15 protein-coding genes are annotated in these 17,655 nt (G+C 72.3%); 5 read left to right on the top strand and 10 right to left on the bottom strand.

All coding sequences use genetic code 11. From position 1 onward, the window contains the following. Nucleotides 1-135: 135 nt before the first annotated feature. Both MET9862_RS13335 and MET9862_RS13330 read right to left on the bottom strand, forming a co-directional pair. Nucleotides 136-1,071 (bottom strand): AprI/Inh family metalloprotease inhibitor, encoded by a 936-nt coding sequence (locus tag MET9862_RS13335; RefSeq protein ID WP_244612705.1) that lies wholly within the window; start codon nucleotides 1,069-1,071, stop codon nucleotides 136-138. Beyond that, complete coding sequence (locus tag MET9862_RS13330; RefSeq protein ID WP_142583446.1) at nucleotides 1,068-2,042, bottom strand: 2-hydroxyacid dehydrogenase; 975 nt, start codon at nucleotides 2,040-2,042, stop codon at nucleotides 1,068-1,070. The genes MET9862_RS13335 and MET9862_RS13330 overlap by 4 nt, the downstream gene beginning before the upstream one ends. Nucleotides 2,043-2,272: 230 nt before the next feature. Here MET9862_RS13330 and leuC point away from each other — a divergent pair, with 230 nt between their 5' ends. Continuing rightward, on the top strand, nucleotides 2,273-3,685 hold the full coding sequence (gene leuC, locus MET9862_RS13325; protein WP_142583445.1) for a 3-isopropylmalate dehydratase large subunit: 1,413 nt from the start codon (nucleotides 2,273-2,275) through the stop codon (nucleotides 3,683-3,685). A gap of 326 nt (nucleotides 3,686-4,011) precedes the next feature. Here the strand turns inward: leuC and MET9862_RS13320 are convergent, their stop codons facing one another. Then, nucleotides 4,012-5,583 (bottom strand): DHA2 family efflux MFS transporter permease subunit, encoded by a 1,572-nt coding sequence (locus tag MET9862_RS13320; RefSeq protein WP_142583444.1) that lies wholly within the window; start codon nucleotides 5,581-5,583, stop codon nucleotides 4,012-4,014. 44 nt (nucleotides 5,584-5,627) lie between these two features. After that, nucleotides 5,628-6,848 carry an HlyD family secretion protein gene (locus MET9862_RS13315; protein ID WP_142583443.1) on the bottom strand — a complete coding sequence of 407 codons (1,221 nt, stop codon included), beginning with the start codon at nucleotides 6,846-6,848 and terminating at the stop codon, nucleotides 5,628-5,630. Nucleotides 6,849-6,983: 135 nt separating this feature from the next. On the opposite strand from MET9862_RS13315, the gene MET9862_RS13310 reads away from it, so the two are divergent. Then, complete coding sequence (locus MET9862_RS13310; protein ID WP_142583442.1) at nucleotides 6,984-7,622, top strand: TetR/AcrR family transcriptional regulator; 639 nt, start codon at nucleotides 6,984-6,986, stop codon at nucleotides 7,620-7,622. A 3-nt stretch (nucleotides 7,623-7,625) separates the two neighbouring features. Here MET9862_RS13310 and MET9862_RS13305 read toward each other — a convergent pair whose 3' ends face one another. The 6 genes from MET9862_RS13305 to MET9862_RS13275 form a co-directional block, all read right to left on the bottom strand. Next, nucleotides 7,626-9,248 carry an ABC-F family ATP-binding cassette domain-containing protein gene (locus MET9862_RS13305; protein ID WP_142583441.1) on the bottom strand — a complete coding sequence of 541 codons (1,623 nt, stop codon included), beginning with the start codon at nucleotides 9,246-9,248 and terminating at the stop codon, nucleotides 7,626-7,628. A gap of 242 nt (nucleotides 9,249-9,490) precedes the next feature. Continuing rightward, nucleotides 9,491-10,669 (bottom strand): 1-deoxy-D-xylulose-5-phosphate reductoisomerase, encoded by a 1,179-nt coding sequence (gene dxr, locus MET9862_RS13295; protein WP_142583439.1) that lies wholly within the window; start codon nucleotides 10,667-10,669, stop codon nucleotides 9,491-9,493. A 14-nt stretch (nucleotides 10,670-10,683) separates the two neighbouring features. Further along, complete coding sequence (locus MET9862_RS13290; protein ID WP_142583438.1) at nucleotides 10,684-11,535, bottom strand: phosphatidate cytidylyltransferase; 852 nt, start codon at nucleotides 11,533-11,535, stop codon at nucleotides 10,684-10,686. A gap of 30 nt (nucleotides 11,536-11,565) precedes the next feature. Then, nucleotides 11,566-12,129 carry a ribosome recycling factor gene (frr, locus tag MET9862_RS13285; protein WP_142583437.1) on the bottom strand — a complete coding sequence of 188 codons (564 nt, stop codon included), beginning with the start codon at nucleotides 12,127-12,129 and terminating at the stop codon, nucleotides 11,566-11,568. A gap of 112 nt (nucleotides 12,130-12,241) precedes the next feature. After that, the gene (gene pyrH / locus MET9862_RS13280) at nucleotides 12,242-12,961 is read right to left on the bottom strand and encodes a UMP kinase (protein WP_142583436.1); all 720 of its coding nucleotides are present in this window, start codon (nucleotides 12,959-12,961) and stop codon (nucleotides 12,242-12,244) included. A 97-nt stretch (nucleotides 12,962-13,058) separates the two neighbouring features. Beyond that, nucleotides 13,059-13,460 carry a DoxX family protein gene (locus MET9862_RS13275; RefSeq protein WP_142583435.1) on the bottom strand — a complete coding sequence of 134 codons (402 nt, stop codon included), beginning with the start codon at nucleotides 13,458-13,460 and terminating at the stop codon, nucleotides 13,059-13,061. A 263-nt stretch (nucleotides 13,461-13,723) separates the two neighbouring features. Here MET9862_RS13275 and tsaE point away from each other — a divergent pair, with 263 nt between their 5' ends. The 3 genes from tsaE to MET9862_RS13260 form a co-directional block, all read left to right on the top strand. Further along, nucleotides 13,724-15,307 carry a tRNA (adenosine(37)-N6)-threonylcarbamoyltransferase complex ATPase subunit type 1 TsaE gene (gene tsaE / locus MET9862_RS13270; protein ID WP_142583434.1) on the top strand — a complete coding sequence of 528 codons (1,584 nt, stop codon included), beginning with the start codon at nucleotides 13,724-13,726 and terminating at the stop codon, nucleotides 15,305-15,307. A gap of 51 nt (nucleotides 15,308-15,358) precedes the next feature. Then, entirely contained in the window at nucleotides 15,359-16,093 is a 735-nt protein-coding gene (locus tag MET9862_RS13265) for a nucleotidyltransferase family protein (protein WP_142583433.1), read from the top strand. 108 nt (nucleotides 16,094-16,201) lie between these two features. Beyond that, nucleotides 16,202-17,655, top strand: a 1,454-nt coding sequence (locus tag MET9862_RS13260) for a PD-(D/E)XK nuclease family protein (protein WP_497756008.1), incomplete at its 3' end; no start/stop codon positions are given.

Here is a 17,655-nt window from a genome sequence, read left to right as displayed (position 1 = left end):
CCTCGGCTGAGCGAGGCGGCCGCCGAGGGTGAGGGTGCGGTTCAGCCGGAGCCTCCTCCGGAATCACCTCCGCACCGCCGCGGCGGCTTCGCCTCCGCTCCCCGCAGGCACCCGTGAGAGCGACCGGATTCGCTCTCACGGCTCGACCTTGCGCAGCACGAAGGTGGTTCCGGTCTCGGGGTCGCGGCGCCAGGCGCCCTCGCTGGTCGGCACGAGGCCGACCGTGTGACCGCGCCGGGCCTTCAGGGTCAGGCGCCCGGCCGCGAAGCTCCAGCTCACCGGATCGAACACCTGGATGCCGCCGTCGCGGCAGCCGGGCAGGATGCGCACGCTCGACGGGGCGGCGAGGTCGAGACGGCAGGTGTCGCGGTCGCGGTAGCGGTCGAGGGCGTAGAGCCCGGCCTCCGCCTGCGGGCCGGCCGGCAGCGCCGCGTTCTGCGGAGCCGGATCGGCTGCGGCCGGGTCGGCGGCTGCTGACGAGCGGGGTGGGGTGGCGGCGGAGGGAGCCGCCGCGGGATCGGCCGGGCGCATCGCCGCGATGTCGAGGGGCACGAAGCTGTAGACCTCGCCGCTCTCGGCCCGGGCGACGAGGCTGCCGCCGTCCGGCCGGCGCGTGAAGGTGAGGAGCGGGCGCAGGTTGCGGTCCACGAGGCGCAGGCCGCTCTCGGTCCAGAGCCAGCCCGCCATTCCCGCCGTCACCGGCAGGGCGCGGCGACAGCCGGCCGGGAAGGCCAGGCGGCGGCCCGCCGGGCCGCTGTCGAGGGCGAGCGTCATCACGCAGCGGAAGTTCGTCCCGTCGCGGGAGAGGTCCCAGGTGCCGGGCACGCCGGTGAACCGCTCGGGCAGCCGACCCGCTGCGGGTGCGTCCGGCGCCGCGGCTTGCGGGGTGGATTCGGGAAGGGTGCCGGGCAGGGCGCCCGGCAGGGTCTCCGGGTTCGCCCCCGGCAAGGTGCCCGGCAGGACGGGCGGCAGCTCCGGCGGACGGCTCGGCAGGGCTTCCTGCGCGGCTGCCGGGGCGGCGAGGGCCACGGCGAGGGCCGCAACGAGGACGGCAGGACGCATCCGCTTCATGCCCGGCCCGTCCACGGGGTCTCGGCCACGGGGGTCAGGGGCCCGCGCCCGGCGAACCAGGAGACCAGGTTCTCGACCACGAGCCGGGCCATCTCGGCGCGGGTGTGATGGGAGGCCGAGCCGACATGCGGCAGCAGCACGGTGTTGTCGAGGACCGCCAGCGCCTCCGGCACGTGCGGCTCGTCGGCGAAGACGTCGAGCCCCGCCGCCTGGATCGTGCCGGCGGCGAGAGCTGCGGCGAGGGCGGCCTCGTCCACGAGGCTGCCGCGGGCGACGTTGACGAGCACGCCCTCGGGCCCGAGGGCGTCCAGCACCTCGGCGCCGATCAGCTTCGCTGTGTCCGCGCCGCCGGGCGCCACCACGATCAGCACGTCCGAGGCTTCCGCCAGCCCGATGAGCGTCGGGTGATAGGCATAGGGCGCGTCCCCCTGCGGCCGGCGCCCGTGATAGGCGATGGCGACGCCGAAGCCTTCGAGGCGCTGCGCGATGGCGCGGCCGATCCGCCCGAGCCCCAGGATGCCGACCCGGCGCCCGCGCAGGGACGGGGAGAGGGGGAAGGGCGCCTTCGGCCAGTGCCCGGCCCGGAGGTAGCGGTCGGCCTGCGGGATCCGGCGGAGCGTGGCGAGGAGCAGGCCGACGGCGAGGTCGGCGACCTCGTCGGTGAGCACGTCCGGCGTGTTGGTGACGACGATGCCCCGCTGCGCGGCGGCGCGGGCATCGACCGTGTCGTAGCCGACGCCGAAATTCGCGACGATCTCGAGCCGCGGCAGCCGGTCCATCAGGGCGCCGTCCACACGGGTCTGGGCACCCACCGCGAGGCCGCGGATGCGCGGGCCGACCTCCGCGAGGAGGGCCTCCGGATCCGGCGCCGTGTCGAGCCGGTGCAGGCGGAAGTCGCGGGCGAGCGCCTCCATCACGGCATTGTGCATCGGCCGGATCAGCAGGATCTCGGCGGGGCTCTCGGACGTCACGCGGGCTGCCTCCTTGGAACGCCGGTCGGCGGCACGGATCCCCGATCCTGTGTCGCCTGCTCCCCCGCGATGCAAGCCGGGCCCGGTCCGCCCGCGATACAGGCCGGGCTGCCATCTCGCCGCGGCAGGGCGCCCCCACTTCCGAAACGGGCCGGAGATGCCTACTAAGAACGGTTCGAACACCCGGGGCCCCGAGCGCCCGGGCGGAGACTCATCAGCGAACCGGAACCATGGCCAGCCCGCGCACGCTCTACGACAAGATCTGGGACGACCACGTCGTCGATGTCCAGCCGGACGGCACCAGCCTCCTCTACATCGACCGGCACCTCGTGCACGAGGTGACGAGCCCCCAGGCCTTCGAGGGCCTTCGCGTGGCCGGCCGCACGGTGCGCCACCCCGAGAAGACGCTGGCGGTGGTCGACCACAACGTCCAGACCTCGGACCGCAGCAAGGGCATCGACGATCCGGAGAGCCGCACGCAGCTCGAGGCGCTCGCCGAGAACGTGCGCGACTTCGGCATCGAGTTCTACGATGCCCTCGACCGGCGCCAGGGCATCGTCCACATCATCGGGCCGGAGCAGGGCTTCACCCTGCCGGGCCAGACCATCGTCTGCGGCGATTCCCACACCTCGACGCACGGCGCCTTCGGGGCGCTCGCCCACGGCATCGGCACCTCGGAGGTCGAGCACGTGCTCGCCACCCAGACGCTGGTGCAGAAGAAGGCGAAGAACATGCGCGTCACCGTGGACGGCACCCTGCCGCACGGCGTGACCGCCAAGGACATCATCCTGGCCATCATCGGCGAGATCGGCACCGCGGGCGGCACCGGCCACGTCATCGAGTATGCCGGCGAGGCGATCCGCGCCCTCTCGATGGAGGGGCGGATGACGATCTGCAACATGTCGATCGAGGGCGGCGCCCGCGCCGGCATGGTCGCGCCGGACGAGACCACCTACACCTATGTCCGGGGCCGGCCGAAGGCGCCGCAGGGCGCGGCCTTCGACCGGGCCCGCGCCTATTGGGAGAGCCTCGTCACCGATGCGGGCGCGCATTTCGACCGCGAGGTGCGGCTCGATGCGGCCAACCTGCCTCCGCTGGTGAGCTGGGGCACGAGCCCCGAGGACGTGATCTCGATCCGGGGCGTCGTGCCGGATCCGGCCGCGATCGCCGACGAGAACAAGCGGCAGTCGAAGGAGAAGGCGCTCGCCTATATGGGCCTGACGCCGGGCACCAAGATCACCGACATCACCCTCGACCGGGTCTTCATCGGCTCCTGCACCAACGGGCGCATCGAGGACCTGCGCGAGGTCGCCCGCGTCGTCGGCGACCGCAAGGTCCACCAGAACGTCTCGGCGATGATCGTGCCGGGCTCCGGCCTAGTGAAGGCGCAGGCCGAGGCCGAGGGGCTCGACAAGATCCTCAAGGCGGCGGGCTTCGACTGGCGCGAGCCGGGCTGCTCCATGTGCCTCGGCATGAATCCGGACCGGTTGAGCCCGGGCGAGCGCTGCGCCTCCACCTCGAACCGCAACTTCGAGGGCCGCCAGGGCGCGCGCGGACGCACCCACCTCGTCTCCCCGGCCATGGCCGCGGCGGCGGCGGTGACCGGCCGCTTCGTCGACATCCGCGAGTGGCCCCAGGGCTGACGGGGCCCGCCCCCACCTGCGAGAAAGCCCGCTCCGGTCCGACCGGGGCGGGCTTTTCATTTCCTGCGATCGCGGGTTGGGCGCATCCCGCCGGGAGCCTCCCGCCTCGGGGGATGACCGAGCACGCCGCACTCCCTCTCCCGTTCGGGAGAGGGTTGGGGTGAGGGGTGAGAACGCTTAGGAGAAGTCGCCCCGATGCAGCGGCCCCGGCTCCGCTCCTTCCGGCCCGTTCTCGGCCCTCACCCTGTCCCTCTCCCGAACGGGAGAGGGGACCCGCGCCCGCTCGGCAGACGTTGCGAGAGTGGGAAAATCCCAGATGCGGTCGTTCAATGCCCCGCCCCGGCGGGCGCCCCGCCTTGCGGGCGGCGGATCAGCGGCGTGGCGCAGGCCATGGCCAGGAACAGGCCGGTGAGGATGAGGAACACGTCCTCGAAGCTCATCACCAGGCCCTGAACGCGCACCGTGTTGGTCATGGCCTTCAGCGCCATGCCGGCGGCGTCGCCGCCGAGCACCTCGAACTGGCGGCGCATCGCGTCGAGGCGCTCGAGCGCGGCATTGTTCGACCAGGTGAAGCGCTCGTGCAGCCGGGCGAGGTGGAGGTCCCAGCGGTCGTTCAGCAGCGTGTTGATCAGCGCCAGGCCGACCGCGCCGCCGAGATTGCGCGTCAGGTTGTAGAGGCCCGACGCGTTCTTCATCCGCTCCGGCGGCAGGGTGCCGAGCGCGATGTTGTTGATCGGGATCATGCACAGCATCAGCGAGCAGCCGCGCAGGACCTGCGGCCAGAGCAGCTCCCAGAAGTCCCAGTCCTTGGTCAGCCCCGTCACGATCCAGGTGCCGGCGGCGAAGCCCGCGAAGCCCAGCGCCATCAGCACGCGCGGGTCGGCCTTGGCGAGGAAGCGCCCGGCGATCGGAGCGGTGGCGAACATGCACAGCCCTGAGACGAACATCGTCTCGCCGATCTGGAGCGCCGAGTAGCCGCGCACCCGCGCGAGATAGACCGGGTAGAGGTAGGTCAGGCCGTAGAGGCCGATGCCGAGCACGAAGCTGAAGATGCAGCCCGCCGCGAAGTTGCGGTTCGAGAAGGCGCGCAGGTCCACGATCGGCTCAGCCGCCGTGAAGGCCCGCCAGAAGAACAGCAGCGCCGACACGCCACAGACGATGGCGCAGGCGAAGACCGCCTCGTCCTGCAGCCAGTCGTGGTTCGGGCCCTCCTCGAGCACGTATTCGAGGCAGCCGAGGAAGCCCGCCATGAAGACGAGTCCGGCCCAGTCGAACCCCTTCAGGAGGTCGAGGTTCGGCCGGTCGAAATCGACCAGGATCCAGGTCGAGACCGTGACGAAGATGCCCGGCACGATGTTGATCAGGAACAGCCAGTGCCAGGAGAACAGGTCGGTGAGGTAGCCGCCGACCGTCGGGCCGATGGTCGGCGCGAGCGTCGCCACGAGGCCGATCATCGGCGAGACGATGGAGCGCTTCGAGGGCGGGAAGATCGTGAAGGCCGAGGCGAACACGGTCGGGATCATGCCGCCGCCGATGAACCCTTGCGCCGCCCGCCAGACGATCATCTCGCCGATGGACGAGGAGGTGGCGCACATCAGGCTCATCAGGGTGAAGCCGCCGGCCGAGATGGCGAACATCCAGCGGGTCGAGAGCACCCGCGAGAGCGTGCCCGAGAGCGGGATCGAGATCACCTCGGCGATGAGGTAGCTCGTCTGCACCCAGGGGATCTCGTCGCCCGAGGCCGAGAGGCCGGCCTGGATCTCGTTGAGCGAGGCGGAGACGATCTGGATGTCCAGGATCGCCATGAACATCCCGAAGACCATGCACAGGAAGGCCACCATGCGGCGGCGGTCCAGGGGCGGCTCGGCGGGGGCGGCGAGGGTTGCGCTGGCGGCCATGGGGCGCCTCGGGGATGGGATGAACGACGCGGTTCGGCCGGCTCTCAGCGCTGCGCGGCGAGCGTCTGGACGGGGGCGTCGGCGCCCTCGCGGGTATCGACCTTCACGACCACCGACAGGCCGGGGCGGAGCAGGCCCTCGCGGGCGATCGTCTCGGGGACGTGGACGCGCACGGGCAGACGCTGCACGATCTTGGTGAAGTTGCCGGTGGCGTTGTCGGGCGGCAGCAGGCTGAAGACCGAGCCCGAGGCCGGCGACAGGGATTCCACCGTGCCGACGATGTCGCGGTCCGGATAGGCGTCCACGTGGATATGGACCTCCTGGCCGGGGCGCATGCGGGCGAGCTGCGTCTCCTTGAAGTTCGCATCGACCCGCACGCTCTGGAGCGGCACCAGGGCCGCGATCCGCGAGCCGGGCGAGACGTAGGCGCCGGCCTCCACCGCCTTGTTGCCGACGACGCCGTCGAAGGGCGCGCGGACCACCGTGAAGTCGAGGTCGCGCCGGGCCCGGTCGGCGGCGGTGCGCAGCTCCGCGGCAAGGTTCTCCGCCTCGCGCTTCTGCGCCTCCAGCACCGCGACATTGGCCTTGGCGGCGAGAAGCGCCGCCTCGGCCGACTTCACCGAAGCCTCGGTGCGGTCGCGGTCGGCCTTGGCTTGGTCGATGCGGGATTTCGCGACGTAGTCCGCCTGCATCTGCGTGGCGCGGGCGTAGTCGGCCGCCGCGCGCACGGCGTCCGCCCGGGCCGCATCCACCTGCGCCACGGCCTGCGCCACCTGCGCCTGTGCGGCCTCGGCCTGCCGGCCGATGCGGCTGATCGTGCTCACCTGGGTGGCGAGCTTGTCCTCGGCCGCCTTCAGGGCGAGGCGGTAGTCGCCGTCGTCGAGCCGGGCGATCACCGCGCCCTTCGTCACGGCCTGCCCGTTCACCACCGGCACGGCGTCGAGATAGCCGGAGACCTTGGCGGCCAGCACCGAGATGTCCGCCTGCACGTAGGCGTCGTCGGTGCTGACGAAGAAGCGCCCCACGCTCCACCATTGCCAGCCGGCATAGCCGCCCCCGCCGGCGAGGGCGCCGAGCAGCAGGAGAAGGACGGCACGGCGGAGGGGCCGTCGGCGCTTCGGGGCCGGAACGGCGGGCGGTGAGGCCGGCTCGACCGCAGCGGGCAGGCGCGGCGCGGACGGACCCTCGGCGCGCGTCTCCCCGCCCGCATCCTCGACGGTCTCGACCGCGCCGTCCCGGCGTCCGGCATCCTCGCGAAGCGACATGGACCTCGTCCCTGGATCTCTTCCCTGCCGTGGTTGACCGAACGGTTCGGTCAACAGGCGGGTCGTGTTGACGGCCCTGGGGTCGAAGCGGTACATAGCATTGACCGAACGGTTCGGTCAATCAAGGCGATCGTGATGGCAGGGACGGCAGCGCTGGAGCGCGGGCAGGCGGGGGAGGGCGACAAGCGCCGCCAGATCCTGGAGGGCGCGCGTCAGGTCTTCATGGCCTCGGGCTTCGACGGGGCCAGCATGGGCGAGGTCGCCAAGGCGGCCGGCGTCTCCAAGGGCACGCTCTACGTTTATTTCGACAGCAAGGAAGCGTTGTTCGAGGCGCTGACCATCGAGGCCAAGAGCGGGCTCGCCGAGGCCCTGTTCAGCCTCGACGAGGCCGATCCCGACGTGCCCGCGGTGCTGACGCGCCTCGGTCTCAGCTACCTCGCCATGCTGTCCCGGCCCGAGCACGTCTCGATCATCCGCATGGTGATCGGCGCCTGCGAGAAGTTTCCCCGTTTCGGACAGGCCTTCTACGAGGCCGGCCCCGCCTGCGGCACCGGTCGGCTCAAGGCCTATCTCGACGCGCAGGTCTCGGCCGGGCGGCTGCGCGCCGCCGATACCGAGCTCGCCGCCCGCCACTTCCTGCATCTCTGCCAGGCGGGCATGCTGACCCGCCTGTTGTTCAACGCAGGCGAGGCGCCCGGCGAGGCCGAGATCCGGCACCGGGTCACCGAGGCGGTGCGGGTGTTCTTCGCCGGCTACGGGACGACGGCCCGATAGATTTCAGCTCCGCAGGCCGGGCGCCTCCTGGCCGGTGCGGGCGACGTATTCGGTATAGCCGCCGCCATAGGCGTGGACGCCGTCGGGCGTCAGCTCCAGGGTGCGGTTGGAGAGCGCGGCCAGGAAGTGGCGGTCGTGGCTCACGAACAGCATGGTGCCCTCGAAGGCGGAGAGCGCCGTGATCAGCATCTCCTTGGTCGCCATGTCGAGGTGGTTGGTCGGCTCGTCGAGCACCAAGAAGTTCGGCGGATCGTAGAGCATCCGCGCCATCACGAGGCGGGCCTTCTCGCCGCCGGAGAGCACGCGGCAGCGCTTCTCCACGTCGTCGCCCGAGAAGCCGAAGCAGCCGGCGAGCGCCCGCAGCGAGCCTTGGCCGGCCTGCGGGAAGGTCTCCTCCAGCATCTCGAAGATGGTCTGGTCGCCGTCGAGCACATCCATGGCGTGCTGGGCGAAGTAGCCGAGCTTCACGTTCGCGCCGACCGCGACGCTGCCGGAATCGGGCTCGGCCGTGCCGGTGACGAGCTTGAGGAGCGTCGACTTGCCGGCCCCGTTGATGCCCATCACGCACCAGCGCTCACGCCGCCGCACCGCGAAGTCGAGACCCTCGTAGATGATCCGGCTGCCGTAGCGCTTGTGCACGCCCTTCAGCGTCGCGACCTCCTCGCCGGAGCGGGGCGCGGGCTGGAACTCGAAGGCGACCGACTGGCGGCGGCGCGGCGGTTCCACGCGCTCGATCTTGTCGAGCTTCTTCACCCGGCTCTGCACCTGCGCGGCGTGGGAGGCGCGCGCCTTGAAGCGCTCGATGAAGGCGATCTCCTTGGCGAGCATCGCCTGCTGGCGCTCGAACTGCGCCTGCTGCTGCGCCTCGTTCTGCGCGCGCTGCTGCTCGTAGAAGGCGTAGTCGCCCGAGAAGGTGGTGAGCTGGCCGGCATCGATCTCGACGATCTTCGAGACGATGCGGTTCATGAACTCGCGGTCGTGCGAGGTCATCAGGAGGGCGCCGTCGTAGCCCTTGAGGAAGCTCTCCAGCCAGATCAGGCTCTCGATGTCGAGGTGGTTGCTCGGCTCGTCGAGCAGCATCACGTCGGGGCGCATCAGCAGAATGCGGGCGAGCGCGACGCGCATCTTCCAGCCGCCGGAGAGGCGGCCGACATCGCCGTCCATCATCTCCTGGCTGAAGCCCAGACCGGCCAGCACCTCGTAGGCGCGGGCCTCCAGGCCGTAGCCGCCGAGCTCCTCGAATCGGCCCTGCACGTCGCCGTAGCGCTCGACCAGGGCCTCCATCTCGTCCATCCGGTCGGGATCGGCCAGCGCCAGCTCCAGCGCCTTCAGCTCGGCCGCGACCGCGCTGACGGGGCCCGCCCCGTCCATCACCTCGGCCACCACGCTGCGGCCGGACATCTCGCCCACATCCTGGCTGAAATAGCCGATGGTGATGCCGCGATCCTGCGCGACCTGGCCCTCGTCGGGCTGCTCCTCGCCGGTGATCATCCGGAACAGGGTGGTCTTGCCGGCCCCGTTCGGCCCGACGAGCCCGGCCTTCTCGCCCCGCTGGAGCGCGGCCGAGGCCTCGATGAAGACGAGCTGCCGCCCGTTCTGCTTGGTGATCTTGTCGAGGCGGATCATGGGAGTTCCGGTTGGTCGTTCCGGTCGTGCGCATCCCCTCTCCCCGCGAGCGGGGAGAGGGCATTGCCGACCTCGTCGTCGGCAATGTGAGCCGGTAGGCGAAGGTGAGGGGGCGGTTCCGACAGAGCCGTGCCCGGAGCCGCCCCCTCACCGCCGCTTCGGCTGACGCCTTCGCTTCCTGCCTGCACGACGAGGTGCAGGCAGGCCTCTCCCCGCATGCGGGGAGAGGGCAGCGTCGCGCGTCAGCCCGCGGCGCGCAGGCGCGGGAGGGCGGCCTCGGACCAGGCCCGTACCTCGGCATCGATGGCGAGCGCCTCGTCCACGTCGGCCGGCGCGGCGCGGTGGATCCCCGCGAAATGCGAGCCGGCGCTCTCCACGAGGTCGGCGATGCCGTAGAAGGCGATCTCGCCGCGGATGAAGGCCGCCACCGCGATCTCGTTGGCCGCGTTCATCACGGTCGGCGCGGCGCCGCCATCCTTCAGCGCCGCGCGGGCGATGCGCAGGCAGGGGAAGCGCGCCTCGTCGGCCGGCTCGAAGGTGAGGCTGCCGGCTGCGGCGAGGTCGAGGGGGCGGCCGCGGGCGATGGTCAGGCGCTCGCCGAGCCCCAGGCAATGGGCGATCGGCACGCGCATGTCGGGCATGGCGAGGCCGGCGGTGACCGCGCCGTCGCGCCAGTAGACGAGGCCGTGCACGATCGATTGCGGGTGCACGATCACGTCGAGCCGCTCCGGCTCCAGGCCGAACAGGTGGTGCGCCTCGATCAGCTCCAGCCCCTTGTTCATCAGGGAGGCCGAATCGATGTTGATCTTCATGCCCATCGACCAGGTCGGGTGGGCGGCGGCCTCGGTCGCGGAGGCCGCGGCGATGCGCTCGCGGGTCCAGGTGCGGAACGGGCCGCCCGAGGCGGTGATCGTCATCTTGGCGACATCCGAGACCGGGCCGTTGCCGAGCGCCTGGGCCAGCGCGTTGTGCTCGGAATCGACGGGCAGGAGCTTGGCGTTGTAGCGCGCGGCGTCGCGCATGAAGGCGTCGCCCGCGCAGACGAGGCTCTCCTTGTTGGCGAGCGCCACGGTGCGGCCGAGGCGGAGCGCCGCATGCGTCGGCTTCAGGCCGGCGGCCCCGCTCACCGCCGCCACGACGATGTCGGCCTCCCGCGCCACCGCCTCCAGGACGGCCGATTCGCCGGCCCCGTTCGGGATGCCGGAGCCCGACAGCGCCTCGGCCAGCGCCGGGCCGGCGGATTCGTCGGCCAGTGCCGCGAACTCGGCGCCGATCTCGCGGGCGAGCTTGGCCAAGCCTTGCGCATCGCGCCCGCCCACCAGCGCCCCGACCCGGAAGCGGCCGGCATGCTGGGTGAGGAGGTCGGTGGTCGAGCGGCCGATCGAGCCGGTCGCGCCGAGGACGGTGACGGTGAGGGTCACGGGCTGAAACTCCTTCAGGCGGCGAGCCGGTGCGCGACCAGGTACAGGCCGGCGAGCAGGGCCACCGCGAAAAATCCGTCGAGGCGGTCCATCACGCCGCCATGGCCGGGAATCGACCGGCCGGAATCCTTGACCCCGTAATGCCGCTTCAGGGCGGATTCGAGGAGGTCGCCCGCCTGGCTGAGCACGGAGGCGGCGGCGCTGACGAGGGCGACGAGGGCGAGGCTCGTCTGCGCGAGCGGGCTCCAGCCTTGGGCGCGGGCGAGCACCACCAGCGCCGTGCCGGCCAGCACCGCCCCGGCGAGACCGCCGAGCGCTCCGGACCAGGTCTTCTTCGGCGAGACGGCCGGCATCAGCTTCGGGCCGCCGAAGGTGCGGCCGGTGAAGTAGGCGACGACATCCGTCGACCAGACCACGGCGAACATCCAGGCGGGGCCGAGGATGCCGATCTCCGGCGTGTCGCGGAGCGCCGGCGGCACCAGGGCGATGACGGCGCCGCCGAGGAGCGCCCCGAGCGCGCGCAGGCGGCCGGGACCGGTCCGCGCGAGCGCGAGACAGAGAAGGCTGCCGAGGGCGAGGATCCCTAAGCCCCAGGCGAGGGGCAGCGCCTCCTCCAGGCAGACGACGAGGGCCGCCAGGGTGAGCGCGACGATCCCGAGCAGGGCGCGGCGGGGCCCGGTGCGGCTCATGCCGATCCACTCGGCCGCGCCGACGATGCCGGCCGCGAGCCAGATCCCCGCGAAGGGCCAGCCGCCCAGCACCAGTCCCGCCACCACGAGGGCGGCGAGCACGATCCCCGAGAGGACGCGCAGGCCGAGCTCCCGGCCGCCGAAGGCTTGTCGCGGTGGCGCCGCCTCGCCTGCCATCGCCTGAACGTCCCCGACGCGGTGCCCGCGTCAGACCTGCATGATCTCCTTCTCCTTGGAGGCGAGCACGCTGTCGATCTCGGCGATGAACTGGTCGGTGGCCTTCTGCACGTCGCCCGCCTGGCGCTTCTCGTCGTCCTCCGAGATGGCGCTGTCCTTCAGGAGCTTCTTGAGGTGGTCGAGCCCGTCGCGGCGCACGTGCCGCACGGCGACGCGCGACTCCTCCGCGTATTTGTGGGCGACCTTGACCATCTCCTTGCGGCGCTGCTCGTTCATCTCGGGGATGCGCAGCCGGATGGTCTGGCCCTCCGTCTGCGGGTTGAGGCCGAGATCGGATTCACGGATCGCCTTCTCGACGGCCGTGACCATGCTGCGGTCCCAGACGGAGATCGAGAGCAGGCGCGGCTCGGGCACGCTCACGGTGGCGACCTGGGCCATCGGCATCATCGCGCCGTAGGCGTCGACCTGGATCGGGTCGACCAGGCTCGGGCTGGCGCGGCCTGTGCGCAGGGAGCCCAGATCCTTGGAGAGCGAGGCCACCGCGCCCTGCATGCGGCGCTTGATGTCGTTGAGGTCGAAGTCCGGTGTGGCCATCTCGTCAAATCCCGACGCGTTCGCTGGCATTCAGGCCCGCGCCCCGAGGGCCCGGGCGGGTCGGCGCTTCAATGAACGAAAACCGGATCGCCCGCAAACGGATGCGCGGGCTTCAGGGCACCACATGCGTGCAGGGTGCGTCGCCGGTGAGGATCGCGGTGATCGAGCTCGGCGCGTGCACGGAGCCCACCACGATGGAGAGCCGGCTCTCGCGGGCCAGCGCGAAGGCGGCGGTGTCCATGACCTTGAGGTCGCGGGCGATGGCCTCGTCGTGGGTGATGCGGTCGTAGCGGGTCGCGGACGGGTCCGTCTTCGGGTCGGCGGTGTAGACGCCGTCGACCTGCGTCGCCTTCAGCACCGCGTCGCAGCGCAGCTCCGCCGCCCGCAGCACCGCCGCGGTGTCGGTGGTGAAGTAGGGGTTGCCGGTGCCGCCGGCGAGCACCACCACCTGGCCCTTGTCGAGGTGGTGGAGCGCCGGCTGCCGCGCGAAGGTCTCGCAGATCGTCGGCATCGAGACCGCCGACATGGTGCGCGCCTGCACGCCGGCGGCGTTGAGCGCCGTCTCCAGCGCCAGGGAGTTCATCACGGTGGCCATCATGCCGAGCGAATCGCCGGTGGCCCGGTCGATGAAGCCGGCCTGCGAGATGCGCGCGCCGCGGATCATGTTGCCGCCGCCGACCACCAGGGCCACCTCGATGCCGGCGGCGATGGTGCGGGCGATGTCCGCGGCGAGGCCGGCGAGCGTCGGCGGATGCAGCCAGTAGCCGTCCGGAGCGGCGAGCGCCTCTCCGGACAGCTTCACGAGGACGCGGCGAAACGGCGTATCCGGCATCGAGCCACCTCCTCGTGGCCGGACCCCGAATGCCGGCCGCCACGCAAACGGGGCGCTTCTACGTCAGCCCGGGCGGCCCCGTCGAGGGGCCGCGGCCTCAGATCCGGCGGCGGCGCGCGTCGAGGCTGAGGGCGCCCGGGCCGGCCGCGACGAGGTGGAGGAAGATGAAGCAGAACAGGATCGCCGCATCGCCCCCGTTCAGGGCCGGATAGAAGTTCTTGGGGGCGTGGAATAGGAAATAGGCGACGGCCATCTCGCCCGCGAGCAGGAAGGCGACCGGCCGCGTGAACAGGCCGAGCACGATCAGCGCGCCGCCGACCAGCTCGATCACGCCGCCGATGCCGAACAGCGACAGCAGGGGCGGGGCCGGGTTCGCGCGGGGCGGGAAGCCGAGAAGCTTCTGCGAGCCGTGCGCCAGGAAGAGCAGGCCGCTCATGATCCGCACCAGCGCCAGAGTATAGGGCGCGTAAGGGCCGAGACGCGCGAACAGGGCATCCATCGGGACGTTCTCCTTGAGGGAGAGGCGACTGCTCCCCGGGCCGGGGTCGACTGTCAAGCTGCGCCCCGTGACGGTGCGGCCGTTCCGGCGATGGCCCGGCGCTTCGTCGCGGCGCGATGATCGGTTAACGATCCTTCGCTAGAGACACTTCGATTGTAGCCCGTGCGCAGAGTCCGATCGCGTGGTCCGGTCGCCTGCGTTTCGGGGAGCGGCCGGGGCGAGTCCGGTCCCGGGGCGGCAGGCGCGGCGCGGAGGAAGCGGATTTGGACCAGCACGATCCGGATACGCACGCGGCATCCGAGCCGGCTCACGACGCGCCGAAGCCCTGGGAGATCGTGCTGCCCGAGGAGGGCGCCACCGAGGATCTCGGCCTGTTCCTCGCCGAGTTCCTGCTGCCGGGCGATGTCGTCGCCCTGTCCGGCGGGCTCGGCGGCGGCAAGACCACGCTGGCCCGCGCGGTCATCCGCGAACTCGCGGGCGATCCCGGCCTCGAGGTTCCGAGCCCGACCTTCACCCTGGTCCAGCCCTATACGGGCCGGGACGGGCGCAGCATCGTCCATGCCGACCTCTACCGCCTGCGCAGCGCGGACGAGCTGATCGAACTCGGCTTCGACGAGATCACCGAGAGCGCCATCACCCTGGTCGAGTGGCCCGAGCAGCTGCCCCCCCGCGACGGGCCGGTGCTGACCGTCGACCTGTCGCTGCGGCCCGAATTCGGCGAGGGCTCGCGCTTCGCCCGCATCGACGGGACCGGCGGCATGCGCGCCCGCATCGAGCGGGCGCGGGCGGTGCGCGGCCTGCTCGTGCGCGCCGGCTGGGATCTGGCCGAGCGCGCCCACATGCAGGGCGACGCCTCCTCGCGCGCCTACCAGCGCCTGACCAATCCGGACGGCACCAGCGCCGTCCTGATGATCTCGCCGCCGCGCGCGGACGGTCCGCCGGTGCGCGACGGCAAGCCCTACAGCGCCATCGTCAAGCTCGCCGAGAGCGTGCACGCCTTCGTTGCCATGGACCGGGCCCTGCGGGCGCTCGGCTTCTCGGCCCCGCGCATCTACGGCGAGGATCTCGACGAGGGCCTGCTCATCCTGGAGGATCTCGGCTCCGAGCCCGTGGTCGAGGGGGGCGCCCCGCGGCCCGAGCGCTACGCCGAGGCGACGCGGTTGTTGGCCAAGCTCCACGCCACCGACCTGCCCGCCGTGCTGCCGGTCGCCGCCGGCATCGAGCACCGCATCCCGACCTACGACCGCGAGGCCCTGCTCTTCGAGGCGGAGCTGATGCCGGAATGGTACGCGCCGGCCATCCGGGGCGTCGCGCTCTCGCCCGAGGCCCGGGCCGAGTTCCTCGACCTCTGGGCGCAGGCCCTTGAGGCCGCGATCCCCGCGCGCCCGACCTGGACCCTGCGCGACTACCACTCGCCGAACCTGATCTGGCTGCCGAACCGCGAGGGGCTGGAGCGCGTCGGCCTGATCGATTTCCAGGACGCGGTGCTCGGCCACCCGGCCTACGACGTCGCCTCGCTGCTGCAGGATGCCCGCGTCGATGCCAGCGCCGAGTTCGAACTGCGGCTGCTCGGCCTCTACGCCCGCGAGCGCCGTGCCCGCGAGCCGGGCTTCGATGTCGGCGCCTTCGCCACCGCCTACGCGCTCCTCGCCGCGCAGCGCGCCACCAAGATCCTCGGCATCTTCGCCCGCCTCGACCGGCGCGACGGCAAGCCGGGCTACCTCGCCCATCTGCCGCGCATCGAGGGCTATCTCGCGCGCAACCTCGAGCATCCGGCGCTCAGCCCCCTGCGCGCCTGGCACGAGCGCCACCTGCCGGGCCTCGTTTCCGCCGCGCCCCCGGCCTGAACCCGACGCAACCGACGCCCATCGCGACGCCCATCGACCGAGCCTGCCAGCATGAGCGAGCCCACCATCACCCGCGCCTTCGTCCTCGCGGCGGGCCTCGGCACGCGCATGCGGCCAGTGACGGATACGCGCCCGAAGCCCCTCGTCGCCGTCGCCGGCAAGGCGCTGCTCGACCACGCCCTCGACCGGGTGGCGGAGGCCGGCATCGGGACCGCGGTGGTCAACGTCCACTACCTCGCCGACCAGATCGAGGCGCATCTCGCCGCCCGGACCGGACGGCCCGCAACAGAGGTCTCGGACGAGCGCGACGCGCTGCTCGAGACCGGCGGCGGCGTGAAGAAGGCGCTTGGCCTCCTCGGCGAGGCTCCCTTCGTGGTGCTGAACTCGGATTCGTTCTGGCTCGAAGGCCCGACGCCCAATCTCGGCCGCCTGATCGCGGGCTGGGATCCGGAGGCCATGGACATCCTGCTTCTCGTCGCCCCCACCGCGACGAGCCTCGGCTACGAGGGCGCGGGCGATTTCGTGATGGATCCGGAGGGCCGCCTGGAGCGCCGCGGCGAGCGCGCGGTGGCGCCCTTCATCTACGCGGGCGTCGCGATCCTGAAGCCGGAGCTCTTCGCCGACACGCCGGAGGGCGCCTTCTCCCTCAACCTCCTGTTCGACCGGGCGATCACCCGCAACCGCCTCCACGGCCTGCGCCTCGACGGCCAGTGGCTCCATGTCGGCACCCCCGAGGCGATCCGGGCGGCGGAGGAGCGGGTGAGCGCGAGCACCCAGCAGCCGTGACCGGCGCGCCGCGTTGTGGAACGGACGGGGAACGTCTAGAATAGGGATCCGGCATCGAGAAGCCTGATCCGGGTGCGGTACGGGCACACGAGATCGCCAAGCTCCACCATGTCCGAATCCCACCTCTTCACCATCGGCCGCGGCGCCCCGTTCCTGCCGACGCTCGCCGACGCGCTGCTCGACGGGCGCCTCGTCGGCGATCTCGGCGCCGATCCGCTGGCGCTCGCGGGCGTCACCCTGTTCCTGCCGACGCGCCGGGCCGCCCGCGCGCTCGGCAGCGTGCTCGCCGAGCGCCTCGGACCGGCGGCGCTGCTGCCCCGCATGGTTCCGCTCGGCGAGGCGGACGAGGCCGAGCTCGACCTCGCCGCCGAGCCGCTGCTGCAGAACGGGCCGGACCCCCTCGGCGCGCCGATGCCGCCGCTGGAGCGGCGCCTGATCCTGGCGCGCCTCGTCCAGGCCTGGGCGGCGACCGTCGATCGCAAGCTGCTGCCGCTCGATGCCGAGGTGCCCTTCCTCGTGCCCTCCTCGCCTGCCGACGCGGTCGGGCTGGCGGCCGATCTCGAAGGGCTGATGGACGCGCTCACCGTCGAGGGCCTGCCCTGGTCCGAGATCGGCAGCGCCGTCGAGGCGGAATATTCCCGCTATTTCGGCCTCACCCTGGATTTCGTGCGCATCGCGGCCGAGAACTGGCCCGGCATCCTCACCGAGCGGGCCTTGAGCGACCCGGTCTCGCGCGCCCGCAGCCTGATCCTCGCCGAGGCGCGCCGCCTCGCCCGCGAGCGCCCCGCGGATCCGGTGGTGGTGGCAGGCTCGACCGGCTCGGTGCCGGCCACCGCCACGCTCATCGCCGCGGTGGCGGGGCTGCCGCGCGGCGCCGTGGTGCTGCCGGGCCTCGACCGCGATCTCGACGCGGCGGGCTGGGACGCCATCGAGACCGGCGACCTGTTCGAGCGCGAGATCGCGCATGGCCACCCGCAGGCCGTGCTGCACCGCCTGCTCGGGCCGGCCCATCTCAACCTGAAGCGCGAGGCGGTGACCGAACTCGGCGCCTCCGACGCGCCGACGGTCGCGCGCGCGCAGCTTCTCTCGCAGGCCCTGCGCCCGGCCGAGACCACCGATGCCTGGGCCCGGCTCGATCCGGCCGAGCGCGACCGCACCGCCGCCCTCGGGCTCGACGGTCTCGCCGTGGTGGAGGCGGCCGACGAGCGCGAGGAGGCCCTGGCCGCCGCGATCGCGCTCCGCGAGACCCTGGAACGGCCGGGCGCCACCGCGGCGCTCGTCACGCCGGACCGGGGGTTGGCCGCCCGCGTCGCCGCGGAACTCGCCCGCTGGGGCATCGTCGCCGAGGACAGCGCCGGCACCGCGCTGGCGCAGAGCTCCGCCGGTCGCCTCGCCCGGCTCGCGGCGGAACTCGCCGCCGACCTGATCCGGGCACAGGGCGACGCGATTCCGGCCCGGCTGATCGCGCTGCTCGCCCATCCCCTCGTCCGGCTCGGCCTGTCCCGCAGCGACGTGGTGCGCGGGGCCGCCGCCCTGGAGATCGGGGTGCTGCGCGGGCTCGC

The sequence above is a fragment of the Methylobacterium symbioticum genome (assembly GCF_902141845.1).
GTDB classification, from domain to species: domain Bacteria; phylum Pseudomonadota; class Alphaproteobacteria; order Rhizobiales; family Beijerinckiaceae; genus Methylobacterium; species Methylobacterium symbioticum.
Note: the sequence above shows the minus strand (reverse complement) of the source record. Positions and strands in the feature narration are given on the sequence as shown.

Coding starts and splice junctions, on each gene's coding strand:
- MET9862_RS13265 (WP_142583433.1), top strand. CDS start 15,359: ATGAGCGAGCCCACCATCACCCGCGCCTTCGTCCTCGCGGCGGGCCTC.
- MET9862_RS13320 (WP_142583444.1), bottom strand. CDS start 5,583: ATGGCCGCCAGCGCAACCCTCGCCGCCCCCGCCGAGCCGCCCCTGGAC.
- MET9862_RS13275 (WP_142583435.1), bottom strand. CDS start 13,460: ATGGATGCCCTGTTCGCGCGTCTCGGCCCTTACGCGCCCTATACTCTG.
- pyrH (WP_142583436.1), bottom strand. CDS start 12,961: ATGCCGGATACGCCGTTTCGCCGCGTCCTCGTGAAGCTGTCCGGAGAG.
- MET9862_RS13335 (WP_244612705.1), bottom strand. CDS start 1,071: ATGAAGCGGATGCGTCCTGCCGTCCTCGTTGCGGCCCTCGCCGTGGCC.
- MET9862_RS13290 (WP_142583438.1), bottom strand. CDS start 11,535: ATGGCAGGCGAGGCGGCGCCACCGCGACAAGCCTTCGGCGGCCGGGAG.
- MET9862_RS13305 (WP_142583441.1), bottom strand. CDS start 9,248: ATGATCCGCCTCGACAAGATCACCAAGCAGAACGGGCGGCAGCTCGTC.
- frr (WP_142583437.1), bottom strand. CDS start 12,129: ATGGCCACACCGGACTTCGACCTCAACGACATCAAGCGCCGCATGCAG.
- MET9862_RS13310 (WP_142583442.1), top strand. CDS start 6,984: ATGGCAGGGACGGCAGCGCTGGAGCGCGGGCAGGCGGGGGAGGGCGAC.
- leuC (WP_142583445.1), top strand. CDS start 2,273: ATGGCCAGCCCGCGCACGCTCTACGACAAGATCTGGGACGACCACGTC.
- MET9862_RS13315 (WP_142583443.1), bottom strand. CDS start 6,848: ATGTCGCTTCGCGAGGATGCCGGACGCCGGGACGGCGCGGTCGAGACC.